Source organism: Collinsella vaginalis (assembly GCF_900176655.1).
GTDB lineage: Bacteria > Actinomycetota > Coriobacteriia > Coriobacteriales > Coriobacteriaceae > Collinsella > Collinsella vaginalis.
Genome location: NZ_LT838843.1, coordinates 825,864 through 843,769, shown reverse-complemented (window position 1 = coordinate 843,769; position 17,906 = coordinate 825,864). Strand labels below are relative to the sequence as shown.

The window sequence follows — 17,906 nt, the reverse complement described above, 5'->3', positions numbered from 1 at the left end:
GGCCGCGCCGAACCTGCTGCTCGCCGACGCCGCGCGCGACCGGCACGACTTCTCGGCCCCGCGCCCGGGCGAGGTCATGGTGACCGACGTGACGGAGTTCCGGCTCCCGGACGACCCGCGGAGGGTCTACCTCTCGCCGGCCGTCGACCTCTACGACGGCGACGTCGCGGCGTTCTCCTGCGGCACGAGCCCCTCCAAGGCGCTCGTCTCCGGGATGCTGGCGGACGCGGTGGCCGCCACCGGCGGGGGCTTCATGCTGCACTCGGACTGCGGCTGGCACTACCGGACCCCGGACTGGGTGGCGGCCTGCGAGGCGGCGGGGGTGACGAGGTCGATGTCGCGCAGGGGGCACTCCCCCGACAACGCGGCGTGCGAGGGCTTCTTCGGGAGGCTCAAGGTCGAGTTCTTCCACGGCCGGGACTGGCGCGGATGGACCGCCGAGGCCTTCATCGGGGAGCTCTCGGCCTACGTCCGCTGGTACCGGGAGGGCACAAGGCGTTCCGCGAGGGCGGGGGGACGGTGTACGATACGATCAGGGGCCGCAGGGAGCGGCTCGGTCTGGCCGTCTAGGCCCGTCCAAGGAATCGTCCGCATCCCCGATTGCCTTCGGAACCGCCTCGAGATGACGTTTTCCCTACTCGTTCAGGGGCGCGCTCGTCCCTTCCGCATCCGAAGGTGCCTGCTCCGTCCCGGCGCCCGGTGCGCCGGCTCGCTAGCTCACAAGGGCTCGAGAACCTACTTTCGACCGCACGCTCATGCAGAATGCCTAAGAAAGCACCTCGAGAAGACGTTTCGCTCTTATCCTGCGCGGGCGGCCGTGTCCCGACGGCCGATACGCGCTGAGGCACGGGGGGGTGCAGCCGGGGCCGGGGGGGTGCAGCCGGGGCCGACGGACGTGCAGCCCGACGCCGGCATTCGGCACACATCCCCTCCCCTTCCCAAAACCGGAAGCGCAACCGCTGTTTGCGCACAGGCATCCGAAACACAAAACCGGCCTGGGTGCAGCACCCAGGCCGGAAAACGCTTCTCTATGTCGGGCAGACAGAACCTTGATAAGTCAATCCGGCGCGCATGAAGTCGCACGATAGCCAGACCACGCCGGCAGATACCCCTCGGCCCCACAGCAGCTCGCCACCGAGGAGGCAACCGGCATCACGTCCGCAATGGGCTCTGCGCGGGACCCCGTGCGGCAACAGACGCTACGCCGGGAGCACGTCCTCACCATAGGTGTCCGAAAGGTACGTGTTGAATTCATCGGACTGCAGCACTTTCACCAGGGCGGCGATGTTCTTGTCGTCCTGCTTATCCTTGGTGGTGCAGATGATGTTCGCGTACTGGGCCACCGCCGTGGAGCCGGACTCCTCGTGCGCGAGGGCGTCCTCCACGTGATAGCCGGCTTCGATCGCGTAGTTGCCGTTGATGACCGCGAAATCGACCGAGGCAAGCGCCCGTGGAACAGCCGCGGCCTCAACCTCCTGGAAGGTGATGTTGTGCGCGTTCTCGGCGATGTCGTTCGGCGTGGCCTCGAGGTTGGCGGCGTCCTTGAGCGTGATCAGGCCCTGGTCCTGCAGCAGCAGCAGGGCGCGTCCTTCGTTGGTGGGGTCGTTCGGGATCGCGATGACCGCGGCGTCGGCGATGTTCGCGAGATCGGACGACTTGCCCGCGTACACGGCCATCGGCTCGTAGTGGATCGCGCCGGCGTTCACCAGGTCGGTGCCATTCTCCTTGTTGTAGTTGTCAAGGTAGTTGATGTGCTGGAAGTAGTTGGCGTCAACAGCGCCCGAGGTGGTGTCCTTGTTGGGCTGGATGTAGTCGGTGTACTCCTTGACGACGAGCTCGATGCCCTCCTCCTTCAGCGCCGGGGCGGCGAACTTGGTGAGGATCTCAGCGTGCGGGGTGGGGCTGGCAGCCACGGTGAGCGTGGCGCTCGACGAGGTGCCGGAGGTGGAGCCGCAGGCGGCGAGGCCGCCCAGGGCCACGACGCCAAAGCCGGCGAGGGAGGCGCGTACAAAGGAACGACGGGAGATGGAGAGGGTTGACATAGCGGTCATCCTTTCGGGATAGAGGGGAAGGCGCGCACGGCGCCCGGTTTTACCGGTGATCGACCTTGCGGGCGATCAGGTTACAGACGCTCTGGATGAGCTGGACGAGTATGACAAGCAGGACGATCGTGGCGATCATGACCTGGTTCTCAAAGCGGTAGTAGCCGTNGGCGCCGCCGGCACCGAGGGCGCCGGCGATGGCCGTGTAGCCGAGCACGGCGATGAGCGTGACGGCAACGCCGCGGACGATCGAGGGCAGGGCCTCGGGCAGCAGCGCCGACCACACGATGCGCGGGATCGACGCCCCACAGGCCTCGGCAGCCTCGACGACATCGCGCGAGACCTCGGCGAGCGACTGCTCGACCATGCGCGCCACGAAGGGGGCGGTGGCAACCACGAGCGGCGGGATGACGCCGCGAATGCCCGTGGAGGTGCCCACGAGCGCCGTGGTCGCAGGCATGAGGGCGATCATCAGGATGATGAAGGGCAGGGAGCGACCAATGTTGACGATCCAGCCGAGCACGGTGTAGACGAGGGGCTGAGGACGCAGCCCACCCGGGGCCGTGAGGTTCAGGATGACACCCAGGGCGATCCCGATGACGTAGGCGATCGCCGTCGAGCAGAACACCATGATCAGCGTGTCGACGGTTCCCTGCGCGAGCAGGGCGCCGAACTGGTCGATGAAGCTTGAGATATCAGGCATCCCAATCAACCTTTCCAAGGAGCACGCGGGTGGCCTCGGCGGCCGGCGCGGCGAAGACGCGTTCAACCGGACCCTGTTCCACCACGCGCCCGTCCTCAAGCACGGCCACCTGAGTGCAGATCTTCTCGACCACATCCATGGAATGGGTGATGACGACGAGCGTGACGCCCGTTTCGAGGCTGATGTCGCGTAGGAGCTTCAGGATCGTGTTGGTACTCTTGGGGTCCAGCGCGCTCGTCGCCTCGTCGCAGAGGATCACCTCGGGATCGCAGGCGAGGGCGCGGGCGATGGCCACGCGCTGCTGCTGGCCACCGGAGAGCTGGTTGGGATAGGCCTCCGCTTTCTCGGCGAGGCCCACGCGCTCGAGGAGCTCACGGGCCCGCGCGCGGTTTTCGGCCGTTACACGGCCCGTCGCCGCAAGGAAGGGGAAGCACACGTTATCGAGCACGGACTTCTGCGCGAGCAGCCCGAAGTTCTGAAAGATCATGGCCACGCGGCGGCGGTAGGCGCGCAGATCGGCACCTGTTAGGTCGGTCACGTCCTGCCCGTCCACCACGATGCGGCCCTCGGTGGGGCGCTCAAGGAGGTTAATGGTGCGGACGAGGGTCGACTTGCCGGCGCCGCTCATGCCGATGATGCCGAAGCGCTCACCGTCGCCGATCTCAAGGTTGATATCGACGAGCGCACTCACCGAACGCGCGGTGCGCTCGGCATGGCCGTAGGTCTTTGAAACGTGTTGGATGCTGATCACGAGGATGCTCCCGCGAAGATTGCTGTCAGGAAGAAGGCGGTCCGCTCCCGCCGGAGCCGGACCTAGCTGAGGCGCCCGGTCTCCATCGGCTCGCGACACGCGCGCGCCATGACGAAGTGCCCGGGCGAGGGCATCTCCATGACCATCATCATCGTGATATGTGCGGCAGTCGTAACCATAGGCTCGAGAATACCAGCCGTATGAGATGGGGGCAACGGGTGTAACCGGAGAGAAACAAAGGTGAGGTCCCTGCCCTGCAGGCAAGCCGTAGGTATGAAGCGAGGCCGCAGGCGCAGAAAAAACCGGGACACGGGGAGGAACACCCCATGCCCCGGCTCAGACTGCGAGGAAACGCCGCGACGGGACCGCGTGGCTACGCCTCCGCGCCCTGGCTGCTTGCTGCGTACTCCTCGGGGGTGAGCACGTCCTCGATGCGCAGGTTGATGCCGGCGACCTCGAGGCCCGTCATGGCGGCCAGGCGCTCGGTCACGCGCTCCTTCACGTTCTCGAAGATGTCGGGCGCGTAGGCTCCGTACTCGATGATCACGGAGATGTTCACGATGACGCTGTTCTCCTCGGTCACCTCGACCGTGACGCCCTTGGTGAGGCTCTCCGCCCCCAGACGCTCCTGCACAAAGTGCATGAGGTTGCCCTTCATGCCGAGCACGTGGGGCACCTCGCGTGTGGCCATGGCGACGATCTTCTCGATCACGCCGTTCGAGTAGGTGAGGGAGTCGTCGGAATCGAGGCCGTCCTCCTCGTCCTCCTCGGAGTAAGCCTCGCTGCAATCGGTCGCCGCTTCGGATTCAGCGCCCTCCTCGGCGACCTCGGCGGATGCGCCCTCATCTCCCGCGTCTGCATCCTCCTGCGAGAGGAGCTCCTCGGGCTCCGTCTCCGCCATCGAGGCCGCTGCCGCAGCATCATCCGGGTGAATTTCGATATCTTCGTTCGATTGCTCGTTCACGATGTCCTCTGCCATGGTCGGCTCCCTTCTCAGCGACCGCCGAAGAGGCGTGTCAGGAAACGGTACAGGCCCCCGCGGCCGTCGCGCATCTGTCCGATGCCCGCGCCGACGCCGACGAAGACCGCGATCACGATGGTTCTCCAAAGCCCCAACACGAGGATGAGGATGGCGAGAATGAGGCCGATGGCCCCGTAGAGCACGGTGTGGGGGTGGGCATCCGCATAGGACCAGGCCCGCTTGCCGACGCCCTCGATGAAGCCCCAGGTGGCGTTCTGGAAGGCGCCGGCCTCTGACGTGGCACTGTGCACGGCGTCCTCGGCCTTCTCCTCCGCGGTGAAGCTCTCGCCATCCGCCGTGGCGTGATTCTGAGATGCCTCCTCGGCCTCAGCCGCCGCGAACGCGGAGCCCGCGCTCACCGGGCCGTCGGCGGACTGCTCAATCACCGGCTTTGGCGCCTTGGATGTCTTCTCACTCACCGGTAGCCTCCCGGGTGGTCGTGGTGGTCTTAGCAGGTAGGAAACGCACGCGCACGGTGGCACCCGGCGCCCCGAGCATGTGCTCGCAGGCGCGCTGCACCCGGGCCGCGATCTTGGCGGCGAGAGCGGCAAGGTTGCGATCTCCGAGGTCGATGGCATCGATGCGCACGAGCACTCCCTCATGGGACCGGCCCCGGACGCGGGTCGAGACATCCTCGATCAGCACATCCTCCTCCATCGCCGCGCGACGCGCCACGTGCCTGACGGCATCGAGGGCGACCTCGATGTCCGGATGGGCCGTCGGACGCACGCTCATTGGCTCCGGGCGCATGAAGAGCACGCGCCCCAGCAGGTAGAGGGCTTGGATTCCCATGATGCCCATGCATACGAGCAGGATGATCCGCGCCGGCTGCCGCTCTATGAGAGAGGCGGCCTGATCTTGCGCGGGGCCTACGAGCAGGGCTGTGAAGGCACCGAGCACGAGGGCGCAGGACAGCAGGTACAGCATCGCCGCCACCTTGGCCATCGGCTTCATACTGCTCCTCTCGCCCGGATCCACACCCGACCATTTTACCCCGAACGCAGGAGGGGCCGGCCCGCGCATGCGGAACCGGCCCCTTGTGAGCAGCCTGTGGAGGTGAGGCGCGGCGGCCTACTCCTCCTCGAGGGCGGCGATGACCTCGTCGGTCATGTCCATGGTGTGGTAGACGTCCTGGACGTCGTCGAGCTCTTCAAGACGATCGATCAGGCGCTGCACCTTCTTGGCGTCGCTCGGCGAGACCTCCGTCGGCGTGGTGGGAACCATGATGAGCTCGGAGCCCTTGACCTCGATGCCCTGCTCCTCGAGGCCCTTGGAGACGGCCATGAGCTCGCCCGGGTTGGTCCAGACGACCCACTCCTCGCCGCCGTCCTCGTAATCCTCGCCGCCGGCCTCGGCGACGGCCATCATGAACTCCTCCTCGTCACCTGCGGCCCCGTTGGCCATCAGGTTCTCCTTCTTGTCGTTGGGGTCAACGATCTGCTTGGAGACGACCACCTGGCCGCGACGCTCAAACTGGAACGCCACCGAGCCGGCTGTGCCGAGGTTGCCGCCCGCGTGCGAGAAGGCGGAGCGCACATCGGCCGCGGTGCGGTTGCGGTTGTCGGTCAGGCACTCGCAGTAGACGGCCACGCCCGCCGGACCGTAGCCCTCGTAGACGATGTTCTCGTAGGCCGCGGCGTCCGCGCCGGCGCCGAAGGCCTTCTTGATGGCGGAATCGATCTTGTCCTTGGGCATGGACTGCGCCTTGGCCTTGGCCACGGCGGCGGCAAGGCTGGCGTTGTTCTCAGGGTTGGGGTCGTTGCCCAGACGGGCGGCGACCGTGATGTTGCGGCTCAGCTTGGAGAACAGCGCGGAACGCTTGGCGTCCTGCGCACCCTTGCGGTGCTTGGTTGTGGCCCATTTTGAGTGTCCGGACATGCGATGCTCCTTCTAAGATATGCGCGGGACCGGCTCGGCTCGTCGGCATCGAGGCGCCGGGTGCCCTCATTCCCTATAGTCAGACGTTGGCAGATGATATACCGATTGCGCGCCCTGCGCAACGAACACGCAGAGTTCGCACAGCTCAGGCGCGACGGAGCGCCGTGTGGGGAGCAGGACGCGCCGTGCGGCTCCGTCGAGGCCGTTGGACGCCCCTCACAACAACACCCCCGGCGACAGCGACAGGCGGGCGCTCAAGATCGTCAGTCGGTCAGATGGCCGCGTTGGGGACGGTCGGCGCGATAGGCGTAGACGAGCAGGCCGATGCCGATGAGAACGAGCGGGAGGCTCAGGATCTGCCCCATCGTCACCACGCCACCGAAGAGGTAGCCGAGCTGCGCGTCGGGCACGCGCACGAACTCGACGAGGATGCGGGCGATACCGTATCCGAGCACGAAGACGCCCATGAAGGCGCCTTGGGGCGGAAGCTTGGGGCGCCGGCTCATGATCTGCAGGACCGTGAAAAGGACGATGCCCTCGAGCAGGGCCTCATAGAGCTGGCTCGGATGCCGGGCGACATCCCCCGCCGCGCCGCCGAACACCACGCCCCAGGGCAGATCGGTGGGTTTGCCCCAGAGCTCGCCGTTCACGAAGTTGGCGCACCGACCGATCGCGAGCGCAAGTGGCGCGCCGCAAACGGCGAGGTCGGCGATGGTCCAGGCGGAGAGACCCGCTGACCGACAGGCGAGCACGCCTCCGATGACACCGCCCACGAGGCCTCCGTGGAAGCTCATCCCGCCTTGGTTGACGGCGATGATCTGCAGGGGGTTCTGCAGGTAGAACAGGAGTCCGTTGCCATAGAAGACCAGGTAGAACAGGCGCGCGCCGATGATGAGGCCGAACACGATCCCCGTCACGACCACCCAGATGTCCTCGATGGTGAGGCCCAGCCCCCAGCGGCGCTGCGTGCGGTACATGACCACGCCAGTGAGAACCGCCCCGACGATGTAGGCGATGCCGTACCAGTAGATGGTGATGGGCCCCGCGGAGAAGGCCACCGGATCAAGGGCGTGGTAGAGCTCGTTCAGCATGCCGTGCCTTCCTGGTGCGCATGGGCGCGCGGTCCGCGCCGGATGAAATGGAGGCAGTGACGGCACTCCTCCTTGATGGCCGCGAGACGGTCCACATCGGGATCGAGGAGGTCGTCCAAGGAGGTCGCGTCCTCGTGCCAGGGACGCTGGCAATGGGTGAAGGCGCAGGTCCCGGGACACGGCGAGTAGCGGTCGGGCACGTTGTGGGGGCAGTCGAGCTCCATGTAGTTACCCGTGGGGCCCCAGAGCCCGGTGCAGCCGCGCACGGTCCAGCACTTGATCACGCCGTCCTCGCCGCGTGGATCGTTCAGCTGGAGGTCGCGGGCGCGAACGTCGGAGGACGCGGGGTCGAACGAGGGCGCGGCACCCGTATTAAGAATCCTTGCACCGGGCTTCGATATGGCGGGCACCGACATACCGCCGGCCGCCACCGGCCCTCTCTCCCCCTGCGTCTCCATGCGAACCGCCCCCTCAGCGCTTAGAACGGCGCGTACTCGTCGTAGAGGTCGGACGCGGCACCGTCATCGTTGACGGCCTCGACGCGAGTGACGCCGGGGACGTGCTCCTTCAGGATGCGCTCGATACCCATGCCTAAGGTCAGCGAGCTCATGGGGCATCCGGCGCAGGCGCCCGTGAGCTCGAGCTTGACGACGCCCTCGTCGTCCACGCCGAGATAGGTCATGTCGCCACCGTCAGCCTGCAGGTTGGGACGGATCTCCTCAAGAACTTCCTTGAGCAGCTTCTCATTTACAGCCACGAGGGCTCCTTTCGCTTGAACAACCGGCACATGGTACTACATGCTGGTACCCCGAGGGAACGATCACAAACAGGTAGCAGTTCGATCCGAGGCGGCAGCCACCTCGGGGCGCGGGCACCAGGAGTGTCTGCGCCCCCGCGAGCTCCCCTACCGCACGCCGCGGCCGAGGCGTTCGGCCACCTGCGCGACGGCGTCGTCGCCGAAAGCGCCGCAGCTGCCACCGCAGCTCGCGCCCTCGCCGGCCCCGCCGTGCGACGCACGCAGACGCGAGTCAACCGCATCCCGCACAAGCGGCTTCACGCTCTCCATCGTGAACCCACGGCCGGCGCGCAGGTTCTCCTTGGCCACCGAGATCATAAGCTTGATGCGGTTCAGCTGGTTCGCCTCGGATGCGCCGGGATCGTAGTCCACAGCCACGATGTTGCTCTCCGGGTGCATCCGCCGCAGCTGCTTGATCACGGCCTTGCCCACCACGTGGTTCGGGAGGCAGGCGAAGGGCTGCGTGCAGATGATGTTCGGCGCGCCGTGATCGATGAGGTCGAGCATCTCCGCCGTGAGCAGCCAACCCTCGCCCATATTGTTGCAGAGTGACAGCACCGTCTGTGCCTTCTCCGCCATGACGGAGATCGGCTCGGGCCGCTCGAAGCGCGCGCTCCGCTCCAGGAGCTCGTCGACGGGCTTGCGCATCCAGTCGACCAGACCCATGACCCCGTCCATGGCGGCACGCTGCCCCACCGAGCTGCCGAGCTCATCCTTCTGCAGGGTCGCGTTGCTCATGGAGTAGAGGAAGAAGTCGAGGAGACCCGGCACGACGGCCTCGCAGCCCTCGCTCTCGATGACGTCCACCACGTGGTTGTTCGCCGTGGGGTGGAACTTCACCAGGATCTCGCCGACCACGCCCACGCGCGGCTTGGTGCCCTCGCCCACCAGCGGCATCGTGTCGAAGGCGTTGATGGCCGCGCGGGCGAGCTTGGTGAAGCTCCGACGCGTGAAGCGCGGGGCGAGCTCGCGAGCTTGGGCCATGTACTCCTCGAACAATGCCTCAGCGGCGCCCGGCTCCGCCTCATAGGGACGGCAGCGGTAGAGCATCTGCATCATGACGTCGCCGAAGAGCACGCTGTAGACGGCGGCTTTGAGCATCGGGACCGTCAGCTTGAAACCGGGGTTCTGCTCGTCGAGCTTGACCGCCGAGAGCGAGATGACCGGGATCTCGGGATGGCCGGCGTCACGCAGGGCCTTGCGGATGAGCGCGATGTAGTTGGTCGCGCGGCAGCCACCGCCGGTCTGCGAGATGACCACGGCCGTCTTGGTGAGGTCGTAGCGCCCGCTCTCGATGGCCTCCATGATCTGGCCGGTCACGAGGATCGACGGGTAGCAGATGTCGTTGTTGACGTAGCGCAGACCCGCCTCGACGGCCCCGCGGTCGGTGGAGGGCAGGAGCTCCAGGTTGTAGCCGGAGGCGCGGAAGACCTCCTTGATGAGGTCGAAGTGGATGGGCGCCATCTGCGGGCAGAGGATGGTGTAGCCCGCCTCCTTCATCTCCTCGGTGAAGGGCACCTTCTGCCAAGCCGCGCTCTCGCTCTTGCGCTGGGCTGAGAGGGCGTACTTGTGGGTGGCGAAGGCAGGGGCCTCGACCGAAGGGGACACGGGGGCCGCCTCGCCCACGCGGTAGGCGCTGCCGGCCGCCTCAGCGGTCGCCTGACGCTCGGCCGCTTGATCCTTCAGGGCCGCCATGAGCGACCGGATGCGGATGCGCGCCGCGCCGAGGTTCGAGACCTCGTCGATCTTCAGCACCGTGTAGATCTTGCCGGAGGACTCGAGGATCTCCTGCACCTGGTCGGTGGTGAGGGCGTCGAGGCCGCAGCCGAAGGAGTTCATCTGGATCAGGTCGAGGTCGTTGCGCATGGTCACGAACCGGGCCGCCGCGTAGAGGCGCGAGTGGTACATCCACTGGTCGACGACGCGAATCGGGCGCTCGGGCTTGACCAGGTGCGCCACGGAGTCCTCGGTGAGCACCGCAAAACCGAACGAGGTGATGAGCTCGGGGAGGGCGTGGTTGATCTCGGGGTCGTTGTGGTAGGGGCGGCCGGCGAGCACGATGCCGTGGCCGCCGTGCTCCTCGATCCACCGCATGGTCTTCTCGCCCATCGTCTGGATCCGCTCATGGAAGGCGGCGTCCTCCTCGAAGGCAGCGTTCACCGCAGCGTTGATCTCGGACCGCGTGAGCTTGGGGCCGCGCACACGGCCGCGGCCGGCCTCGGCATCGCGGGTGCGGTCCTCGACGAGGATCTGGTACAGGCGGCGCTTGAGCTCAACCTTGTCGTGATAGGGCACGAAGGGGTAGAGGAACTCGACGTCTCCCTGGACGATCTCCTCGATGTTCAGGCCAAGCGCCGTCGGGTAACTCATCACGATGGGGCAGTTGTAGCAGTTGCCCGCCGTGGGATCCTCCTTGCGCTCCCAGCGCACGCAGGGCATCCAGATGAAGTCGGGGTCCTTCTCGATCAGGTTCATGATGTGGCCGTGGGAGAGCTTGGCCGGATAGCAGACGGACTCACTCGGCATGGACTCGATACCGGCCTCGTAGACCTTCTTGCTCGAGTTGTCGGAGAGGACCACGCGGAAGCCCAGGCGCGTGAAGAAGGTGTGCCAGAAGGGGTAGTTCTCGTACATGTTGAGAGCGCGCGGCAGACCGACGGTGCCGCGGATCGCCTCGTCCTCTGAGAGCGCCGGACGGTCGAAGATGAGCTTGTTCTTCTCGGCGAAGAGATTCGGCGCCTGGGTCTTGCGACGACGGTTGCCGGCACCCTTTTCGCAGCGGTTGCCGGTGATGAAACGGCGCTTGCCGCCGAAGTCGTTGATCGTGAGCTGGCAGTTGTTCGAGCAGAGCCCGCAGCGCGCATGGCGCTGGGTCACGGTCAGGTGCGCGATCTCATCGGCGGGAAGCACGGTCGAGAGGCCGTCTGCGCCGGCGCGGTCACGGGCGAGCAGGGCCGCGCCGTAGGCGCCCATGCAGCCGGCGATGTCGGGACGCACCGCATCGACACCGGTCAGGAGCTCGAAGGCGCGCAGGGTGGCGTCGGACATGAAGGTGCCGCCCTGGACGATCACCTGGGTGCCGATCTCCTTGGGATCGCGTAGTTTGATGACCTTGAACAGGGCGTTCTTGATGACGGAGTACGAGAGGCCGGCGGCGATGTCGCCCACGGTCGCGCCCTCCTTCTGCGCCTGCTTCACGCGGGAGTTCATGAAGACCGTGCAGCGGCTGCCAAGGTCGACCGGGGCGGTGGCGCCAGTCGCCGCTTCAGCGAAGGCGCGTACATCCATGTTCATGGACACCGCGAAGCTCTCGATGAAGCTGCCGCAGCCCGACGAGCAGGCCTCGTTCAGCATGATGTGCTCGATCACGCCGTCACGCACGCGCAGACACTTCATATCCTGGCCGCCGATATCGAGGATGAACTCGACGCCGGGGAGGAAGGCCTTGGAGCCGCGCAGGTGAGCGACGGTCTCGATCTCGCCGGAGTCCGCTTTGAGCGCCTCGATGAGCAGGGCCTCGCCGTAGCCGGTGGTGGTGACGTGCCCGATCTTGGCACCCTCGGGCAGGTGCGCGTAGAAGTCGGCCATGATGGTCTTCGCGGTGCCCAGGATGTCGCCGTTGTTGCTGCCGTACCAGGTGTGGAGGAGCTGGCCGTCCTCCCCCACCATAGCGGCCTTCATCGTGGTGGAACCGGCGTCGAGGCCGATGAAGACGCGCCCTCCCGTGTAGCTCGCGAGGTCGCCGCGGGGCACGACCTCGCGGTCATGGCGCTCCTTGAAGGCAACGTAGGCGGCCCCATCGGCGAAGAGCGGCTCCAAGCGCGCGACCTCGGAGCCCTGGGTGTCGCCGAGGCCGTCGATCGCGTCGATGAGCTCCTCGAACGTGGTGAGCTTCTCGGACTCGTGTGCCATGGCGGCGCCGGATGCCACGAAGAGGTGGGCGTTCTCCGGCACGATGCGGTGGGCCTCATCGAGCTCGAGCGTGAGGTTGAAGCGGTGGCGGAGCTCCGAGAGGTACTGGAGCGGGCCGCCGAGGAAGGCCACGTGCCCGCGGATGGGGCGGCCGCAGGCGAGGCCGGAGATGGTCTGGGTGACCACGGCCTGGAAGATGCTCGCCGCCACGTCCTCAGGGCGGGCGCCCTCGTTCAGGAGCGGCTGCACGTCGGTCTTGGCGAAGACGCCGCAACGGCTCGCGATGGGGTAGATGTTCGTGGCGCTCTTCGCCAGCTCGTTCAGGCCGGAGGCGTCGGTGTGGAGGAGGGCCGCCATCTGGTCGATGAACGCGCCCGTGCCGCCGGCGCAGGTGCCGTTCATGCGCTGCTCGATACCGGAGTCGAAGTAGATGATCTTGGCGTCCTCGCCGCCGAGCTCGATGGCCACGTCGGTCTCGGGGATCAGGGCCGCCACGGCGCGCTTGCTCGCGATGACCTCCTGGACGAACTCAAGCGAGAGCCACTGCGAGAGGAGCATGCCGCCCGAACCGGTGATGGCACAGGTCATGGCCGTGTCGGGCAGGAGCTTGACCGCGCCGGCGAAGAGGTCGCGGGCGCAGGCACGCACGTCGGTGTGGTGGCGCTGGTACTTGGCGTAGACGATCTCGTTGTCATCGTTCAGGACGGCGAGCTTGACCGTGGTAGAGCCGACGTCGACGCCGAGGTGGAGCGGGCCCTTGGCGCGCTCGGGATACCAGAGGGCAGGCTCCGTGACAGTGTCCTCGATTGGGACCTCGTCCTCGGCGGGGGCCGACGCGGTGCCGCAGCACGCGCCCGCGGCGTCCGATCCGCCGCAGCCGCAGCCCTGATCGGCGGCGCACCCGCAGGACGGACTCTCGGTATCAGCGCCCAGCGTGATCTCATCCATGGTTAGATCCCCTCGTTCTCTTCAGTGCTCAGATTCATGAGTTTCATGCCGTAGGCCGGCACGTTGATATCGATGGGCAGGCCGTAGAGGTCGCCGGGTCGCACGAAGGCGATGACCGTCATGATGCGCGCCATCGTCTCGGGGCCCTCCGCCATCCCGTTCTCAAACCACCGTTGCACCATGCCCGTCTCAGCGGAGACGACGTAGGAGACGTAGTAGTCGAAGAAGGTGCCGAGGGCCTCCGGGTAGATGCCCATCTGCATGCGCTCCGAGATGGCGTCGCGGGCCATGTCGACGATGCGCTTGATGAAGGCCGGGTCTCCGGCGGGGCCGAGGAGGCCCGAGATGACCGCGCGGTTCTCGACGAAGTACTCGAGCAGGCGGACAGAGCCAGGAGCGGGCTCGAGGTCCTGGATGCTTTCGTAGACCTCAGGCAGGGTCGCCTTTGAGAGGCCCATGATGAGCTCGCGGATCTCCCCGATGAGGATGCGCTCGACCGCGGCGACGAAATCCGGGATGTCGCGGTAATGGGTGTAGAAGGTGCGCCTCGTGAGACCAGCCCGGTCTGTGAGCGCGCCCACGGTGATGCGCGAGAGCTCCTCGCCGTCTGCAAGCTGGCCAGCGAAGGCGTGCATGAGCGCCCGCTGCGAGCGGAGTGAGCGACGATCACATTTGAGTTCAGCCTGCGGCATACTCCCCCTTCGATGTGGTCTTCAATTGCACGGCATGCGCATTATTGCACATCATGTGCATCATCAAGGGAGCTCCATGTTTGACGGGACCGCAGGCCAGCACGAGTCCCCATGGCCCCATGGGAGGTGCCGGCGGCATTCGAGCGACGAAGGCGCTCTCTCCGCTTTGGTACAGGTTCTGTGACCACGCGGCAAAACCTCCTCAGTTTGGTACAGGTTTTGGCAGCGGCGTGAAGCAGACGCCCTCAGCACGCGACATTGACCTGCGCATTTCGTCGAAAATCTTCTTGCCTACTCAGGCTGAGGGCAAAAACCTATACCAAACTGAGGAGGTTCGCGCGAGTGGAGGGGAAGCCTGTGCCAAAGCGTAAAGTTTTTGCTTGAGGACATCGCACTAGACTTGCTGTGCATTCCCTGCTCAGCGGTGACTCGGCAATCCGCACGATTCGATGGAAAAGCCCAATACAGCGGCCCCGCCAATGATCTGCCCTGGCTTTGCAGCAATGCGAAACAACAAGAGCTGACTGAGACGTGTGGTAGGCTCATGCAAACGAGCTGCATAAGGGGGAAGTATGACGGTATCGTACGAGGAGCGCCGACGGACGCTCATCGAACTCCTACATGACTCGGCCTCCCCTATAAGCCTGGAGCATCTACAGCAAAGCCTTTCTTGCAGCCGTAGGACCGTCTACTACCTCATCAGCAAGGTTAACGAGGAATTAAATGAGCAATCCCTGGGGTTCATACGAAATCGACGCGGGCAGGGCTGGTACCTAACCGATTCGCAGCGCCAGCATGTCCCCAGGCTTCTCGCCAGCAACCAAACTAACGTGCATCTCCGCCCGGATGAGCGTCGGGATTACCTCGCCTGCTGGCTTCAATATCCCCCCACCGCAGTGCACGTCGATACGATCATGCAGTCACTCGACATCTCCCGTAACACCGTTTTCAATGATCTTAAGGCGCTCCGATCTGAGCTTGAGGGCTACGACCTCTGGCTCGACTACGATTCGATAGCCGGCTATGCCATCAAGGGCGCAGCCCTCTCCAAACGCACGGTTCTCCTGTTTCATCTGAAGCGCCTCCTCGCGGATGCCCCGTACATGCGTCTTGAATTTCTCGACCCTTCAATCGTCAAAGACTATCTCGATCGGCTTAACGCCATCAGCTCTATGACCGATAGCGGATACGCGGACGCCGACCTTCTTCTCATCGCCTGCACGCTTGCAATTATCTGCAATGCGAATGACACGTTTGATTGCTCGCTCTTAGAGATTCAAAGCCTCGAAGACACGCGCGAGCACCAGCTTGTCAAAGAAAGATTCAACGATCTGAGCGAATATGAGCAGCTGTATCTGAGTGTGCAGCTCCTTGGTTCGCGCGCCGGCCGCCTCGCGCGAATCGATGAGGGGGACGACGATATACGCCTTTTCGAGCTCGCTCAACGTTTCGTAAATCTATTTGAACATGTGACCCATTGCGATTTCATCGAGAAAGACGGCCTGGTGAACTCGCTTTACATGCATTTCAAGCTCTCTGCTTACTATCATCGCCTCTCCATTCAGGTTATCAACCCGTTTCTCCAAGAGGTCAAAGACCACTACCTCGATCTGTATCGACTGGTATCTGAACTCGGAGCGGATCTGCGAGAGGCATTCCCTTTTCCCCTGTTTGACAGTGAGATTACCTACATTACCATGCATTTCGCCGGTCACCTGCGCCAAAGCGCGAGCCCCTTTTACCGCGGTGTCCGCGTGCTTGTGGTCTGCCCGAGCGGCATGGCGACTTCCAAACTGCTGAGTCGTGAGATCGAGCAGCTTTATGCAAATGTAACCGTTGTCGCCATCATCCAAGCAGAAGAAGTCAACTCCTATCTCGGCGAAGCGGATTTTATCGTTACCACCGTTCCCATCCGAAGCGAGATCCCGTGGATCAAGGTAAGCCCCCTGATGACAGATGCGGATAGGTCGCGCATCGCCTCCATGATGGCGTTGCACATGAATCCACATGTGCTAGCAGACGGGCGCGAAGAAGGTCTCTTCGAGATACTATCTGCCTTCGTCCCTGATGACCGAATGCCGGACCTCAAGCGCGCAGTCTACGCCTTCCTGCAGAAAGGGGGATCTTTTATTGAAATCCCCGATAGGCATCAACCCGGTGTACTCGATCTCCTTACACCGGACTTCGTAACCTTTGTAGACACCGCACCCTCCTGGCGCGATGCCATCCGCCTCTCGGCAGCCCCCCTTCTCAATGCCAACTTAGTTACCGATGCATACGTCCAAGCCATGATCGACTTGGTCGACGAAAACGGCCCGTATATCGTGCTGCATGACAACGTAGCCCTCGCACACGCGGAACCTCAGCAAGGGGCGCGTGCGCTGTGCCTCTCGTTGCTAATCTCAGTCGATCCGATTCAGTTCGGAGAGGGCCGCTGCGCGCGCTTGCTATTCACGCTTGCAAACCCCGAGCAAGGGACACATTTGCATGCACTCAGGGAGATCATGAACTTGTCCAAGCGATCTGCCCTGGTCAGCGGTATTACGCGGTGCCGCAATGCAGAAAGCGCCCTATCCCTTCTTAACAAGCATGCAGCCGACCTCACAGACGCTGAGGAAATAGCCATCGCCTAGTTCTATGTGCCCTTATATCGCCTCACGCATGAGGCCAAAGTGCAGAGAGATTGCACGGATTGCAGCATAGCTAGAGAGCACATGGCCTTGCACTCATACATTCAAACTATTTGGACTTCATACATGTTAAGCCCCTCCGCATAATGAAGTTACAAGATGCATCTATCGCGGTATCGGAATAGGTCCTGCAAGTGGGGTGATACGCATGTGGGAGGTTTTGCCCGTTGAGCGGATTCGCATCGTCTCCGATGTGCCTGACTGGCGGGAAGCCGTGCGGCTGGCATGCGAGGCATTGAGTCTCGACGATCTCCCAACTGAAAGCATAGCCGAGTCGATACTACAGAACGTCGAGGCTAACGGGGGCACCGGTATCATCTCGCCCTACGCGATTCTCCCGCAAGGCTCCCCTATTTCTGGAGCAACAGAGCGCGCAGTGTCCGCGGTGTTGTCAAGACGGCCCTTCTATGTCGCCCATGCCCGCATGCCCATCCGGTTACTCGTGCTGATTGCTGCCGCGGAGCCGCACGAACACCTGGATCTGCTCAAACAGGTTTTGCATGTCCTTAATGATCGCGATCGGTTGGATCGAATTCTATCTAGCCCTGACGCGCGCGCCGTGCATCGGGAATTCACCGGAGGTGAGGCATGACGTTTCAATTTGATCCAGGACTCGTACAGGTCGACATAGTGTCGCCCACGCGAGATGACGCGCTGCGCGAGGTGGCGCGGCCCCTCGTCGAGCAAGGGTGTGTGGGGCCTACGTATCCGGATCTCGTGTGCGAACGAGAGCGGAACTATCCCACAGGCCTCCCAACCCGGGGCGCTTCCGTGGCACTTGCCCATGCTGATGCAAACGGGGGTGTCAAAGGAAACCATGTGGCGGTGGGGGTTCTTAGGTCCCCGGTCCCTTTTGCAAATATGGAAGATGCCGACGAGGAGTTACCGGTTCGCATCATATTCATCCTCGCCATGGAAAGTGCGCATGCGCACTTGGAGATGCTGACCTGCATGATGCGCCTGATTAGAGATGAAGAGCTGCTCTCGTCGCTCCTCCATTTGGAGACGGGCGATGAGGTGTGCCACGCCCTCAACGAACACATCACACCGTAAAAGCATGCGCACCGGATATGCGCGACAACCACTACGGAAGGACACAAGATGAAACAAATCGTGATTGCCTGTGGGGCGGGACTTGCCACTTCGAGCATGGTGCTCGACAAAGTTGAATCCGTTTTGAAGCAGAACGGCATACGAGGCAGGCTCATTCAATGCACGCTCGGCCAAGTGGACGGATACGACGGCACAGTCGATCTCATCATCACCACTATGAAAGTCCGAAAAAAGTACCAGACGCCCTGCATCACGGGCAGTGCGTTCCTGACGGGAATCGGCGAAGAGGAGGTTGCTCAGCAGATTGTCGAAACACTGAAGGCATAGAC

The 17,906-nt window shown here is 64.0% G+C and carries 17 protein-coding genes; 5 read left to right on the top strand and 12 right to left on the bottom strand.

Going from position 1 to position 17,906, the window contains the following annotated elements; genetic code table 11:
• Positions 1-76: 76 nt before the first annotated feature.
• The gene (locus tag CAP13_RS10500) at positions 77-1,075 is read left to right on the top strand and encodes a DDE-type integrase/transposase/recombinase (RefSeq protein ID WP_425429836.1); all 999 of its coding nucleotides are present in this window, start codon (positions 77-79) and stop codon (positions 1,073-1,075) included.
• 124 nt (positions 1,076-1,199) lie between these two features.
• Here CAP13_RS10500 and CAP13_RS05560 read toward each other — a convergent pair whose 3' ends face one another.
• From CAP13_RS05560 to CAP13_RS05505, 12 genes are all read right to left on the bottom strand, one after another.
• Entirely contained in the window at positions 1,200-2,042 is an 843-nt protein-coding gene (locus tag CAP13_RS05560) for a MetQ/NlpA family ABC transporter substrate-binding protein (protein WP_085830584.1), read from the bottom strand.
• 49 nt (positions 2,043-2,091) lie between these two features.
• Positions 2,092-2,673, bottom strand: coding sequence for a methionine ABC transporter permease (locus CAP13_RS05555; RefSeq protein WP_425429835.1), 582 nt, complete (start codon positions 2,671-2,673; stop codon positions 2,092-2,094).
• 64 nt (positions 2,674-2,737) lie between these two features.
• Entirely contained in the window at positions 2,738-3,496 is a 759-nt protein-coding gene (locus CAP13_RS05550) for a methionine ABC transporter ATP-binding protein (protein ID WP_085830582.1), read from the bottom strand.
• A gap of 373 nt (positions 3,497-3,869) precedes the next feature.
• Positions 3,870-4,475: an Asp23/Gls24 family envelope stress response protein gene (locus tag CAP13_RS05540; protein ID WP_085830580.1), complete on the bottom strand. Its 606-nt coding sequence runs from the start codon at positions 4,473-4,475 to the stop codon at positions 3,870-3,872.
• 14 nt (positions 4,476-4,489) lie between these two features.
• Entirely contained in the window at positions 4,490-4,936 is a 447-nt protein-coding gene (locus CAP13_RS05535) for a DUF2273 domain-containing protein (protein ID WP_245798918.1), read from the bottom strand.
• Positions 4,929-5,471 carry an alkaline shock response membrane anchor protein AmaP gene (locus tag CAP13_RS10275; RefSeq protein WP_245798917.1) on the bottom strand — a complete coding sequence of 181 codons (543 nt, stop codon included), beginning with the start codon at positions 5,469-5,471 and terminating at the stop codon, positions 4,929-4,931. Before CAP13_RS10275 ends, CAP13_RS05535 begins: the two co-directional genes overlap by 8 nt.
• A gap of 117 nt (positions 5,472-5,588) precedes the next feature.
• Positions 5,589-6,395 (bottom strand): YebC/PmpR family DNA-binding transcriptional regulator, encoded by an 807-nt coding sequence (locus CAP13_RS05530; RefSeq protein ID WP_085830578.1) that lies wholly within the window; start codon positions 6,393-6,395, stop codon positions 5,589-5,591.
• Positions 6,396-6,658: 263 nt separating this feature from the next.
• Positions 6,659-7,486, bottom strand: coding sequence for a prolipoprotein diacylglyceryl transferase (gene lgt, locus CAP13_RS05525; protein ID WP_085830577.1), 828 nt, complete (start codon positions 7,484-7,486; stop codon positions 6,659-6,661).
• Positions 7,480-7,944, bottom strand: coding sequence for a hypothetical protein (locus tag CAP13_RS10085; protein ID WP_218775308.1), 465 nt, complete (start codon positions 7,942-7,944; stop codon positions 7,480-7,482). Before CAP13_RS10085 ends, lgt begins: the two co-directional genes overlap by 7 nt.
• A gap of 20 nt (positions 7,945-7,964) precedes the next feature.
• On the bottom strand, positions 7,965-8,243 hold the full coding sequence (locus CAP13_RS05515) for a NifU family protein (RefSeq protein WP_085830576.1): 279 nt from the start codon (positions 8,241-8,243) through the stop codon (positions 7,965-7,967).
• A gap of 147 nt (positions 8,244-8,390) precedes the next feature.
• Positions 8,391-13,142, bottom strand: coding sequence for a 2-hydroxyacyl-CoA dehydratase (locus tag CAP13_RS05510; RefSeq protein WP_085830575.1), 4,752 nt, complete (start codon positions 13,140-13,142; stop codon positions 8,391-8,393).
• Positions 13,143-13,144: 2 nt separating this feature from the next.
• The gene (locus tag CAP13_RS05505) at positions 13,145-13,834 is read right to left on the bottom strand and encodes a TetR/AcrR family transcriptional regulator (protein WP_085830574.1); all 690 of its coding nucleotides are present in this window, start codon (positions 13,832-13,834) and stop codon (positions 13,145-13,147) included.
• Positions 13,835-14,406: 572 nt separating this feature from the next.
• Between CAP13_RS05505 and CAP13_RS05500 the strand changes: the two genes are divergently transcribed.
• From CAP13_RS05500 to CAP13_RS05485, 4 genes are all read left to right on the top strand, one after another.
• The gene (locus CAP13_RS05500) at positions 14,407-16,467 is read left to right on the top strand and encodes a BglG family transcription antiterminator (RefSeq protein ID WP_085830573.1); all 2,061 of its coding nucleotides are present in this window, start codon (positions 14,407-14,409) and stop codon (positions 16,465-16,467) included.
• A gap of 205 nt (positions 16,468-16,672) precedes the next feature.
• Positions 16,673-17,116 (top strand): PTS sugar transporter subunit IIA, encoded by a 444-nt coding sequence (locus CAP13_RS05495; protein ID WP_085830572.1) that lies wholly within the window; start codon positions 16,673-16,675, stop codon positions 17,114-17,116.
• Entirely contained in the window at positions 17,113-17,577 is a 465-nt protein-coding gene (locus CAP13_RS05490; protein WP_085830571.1) for a PTS sugar transporter subunit IIA, read from the top strand. Before CAP13_RS05495 ends, CAP13_RS05490 begins: the two co-directional genes overlap by 4 nt.
• A 48-nt stretch (positions 17,578-17,625) precedes the next feature.
• Positions 17,626-17,904 (top strand): PTS sugar transporter subunit IIB, encoded by a 279-nt coding sequence (locus tag CAP13_RS05485; RefSeq protein WP_085830570.1) that lies wholly within the window; start codon positions 17,626-17,628, stop codon positions 17,902-17,904.
• Positions 17,905-17,906 lie beyond the last annotated feature (2 nt).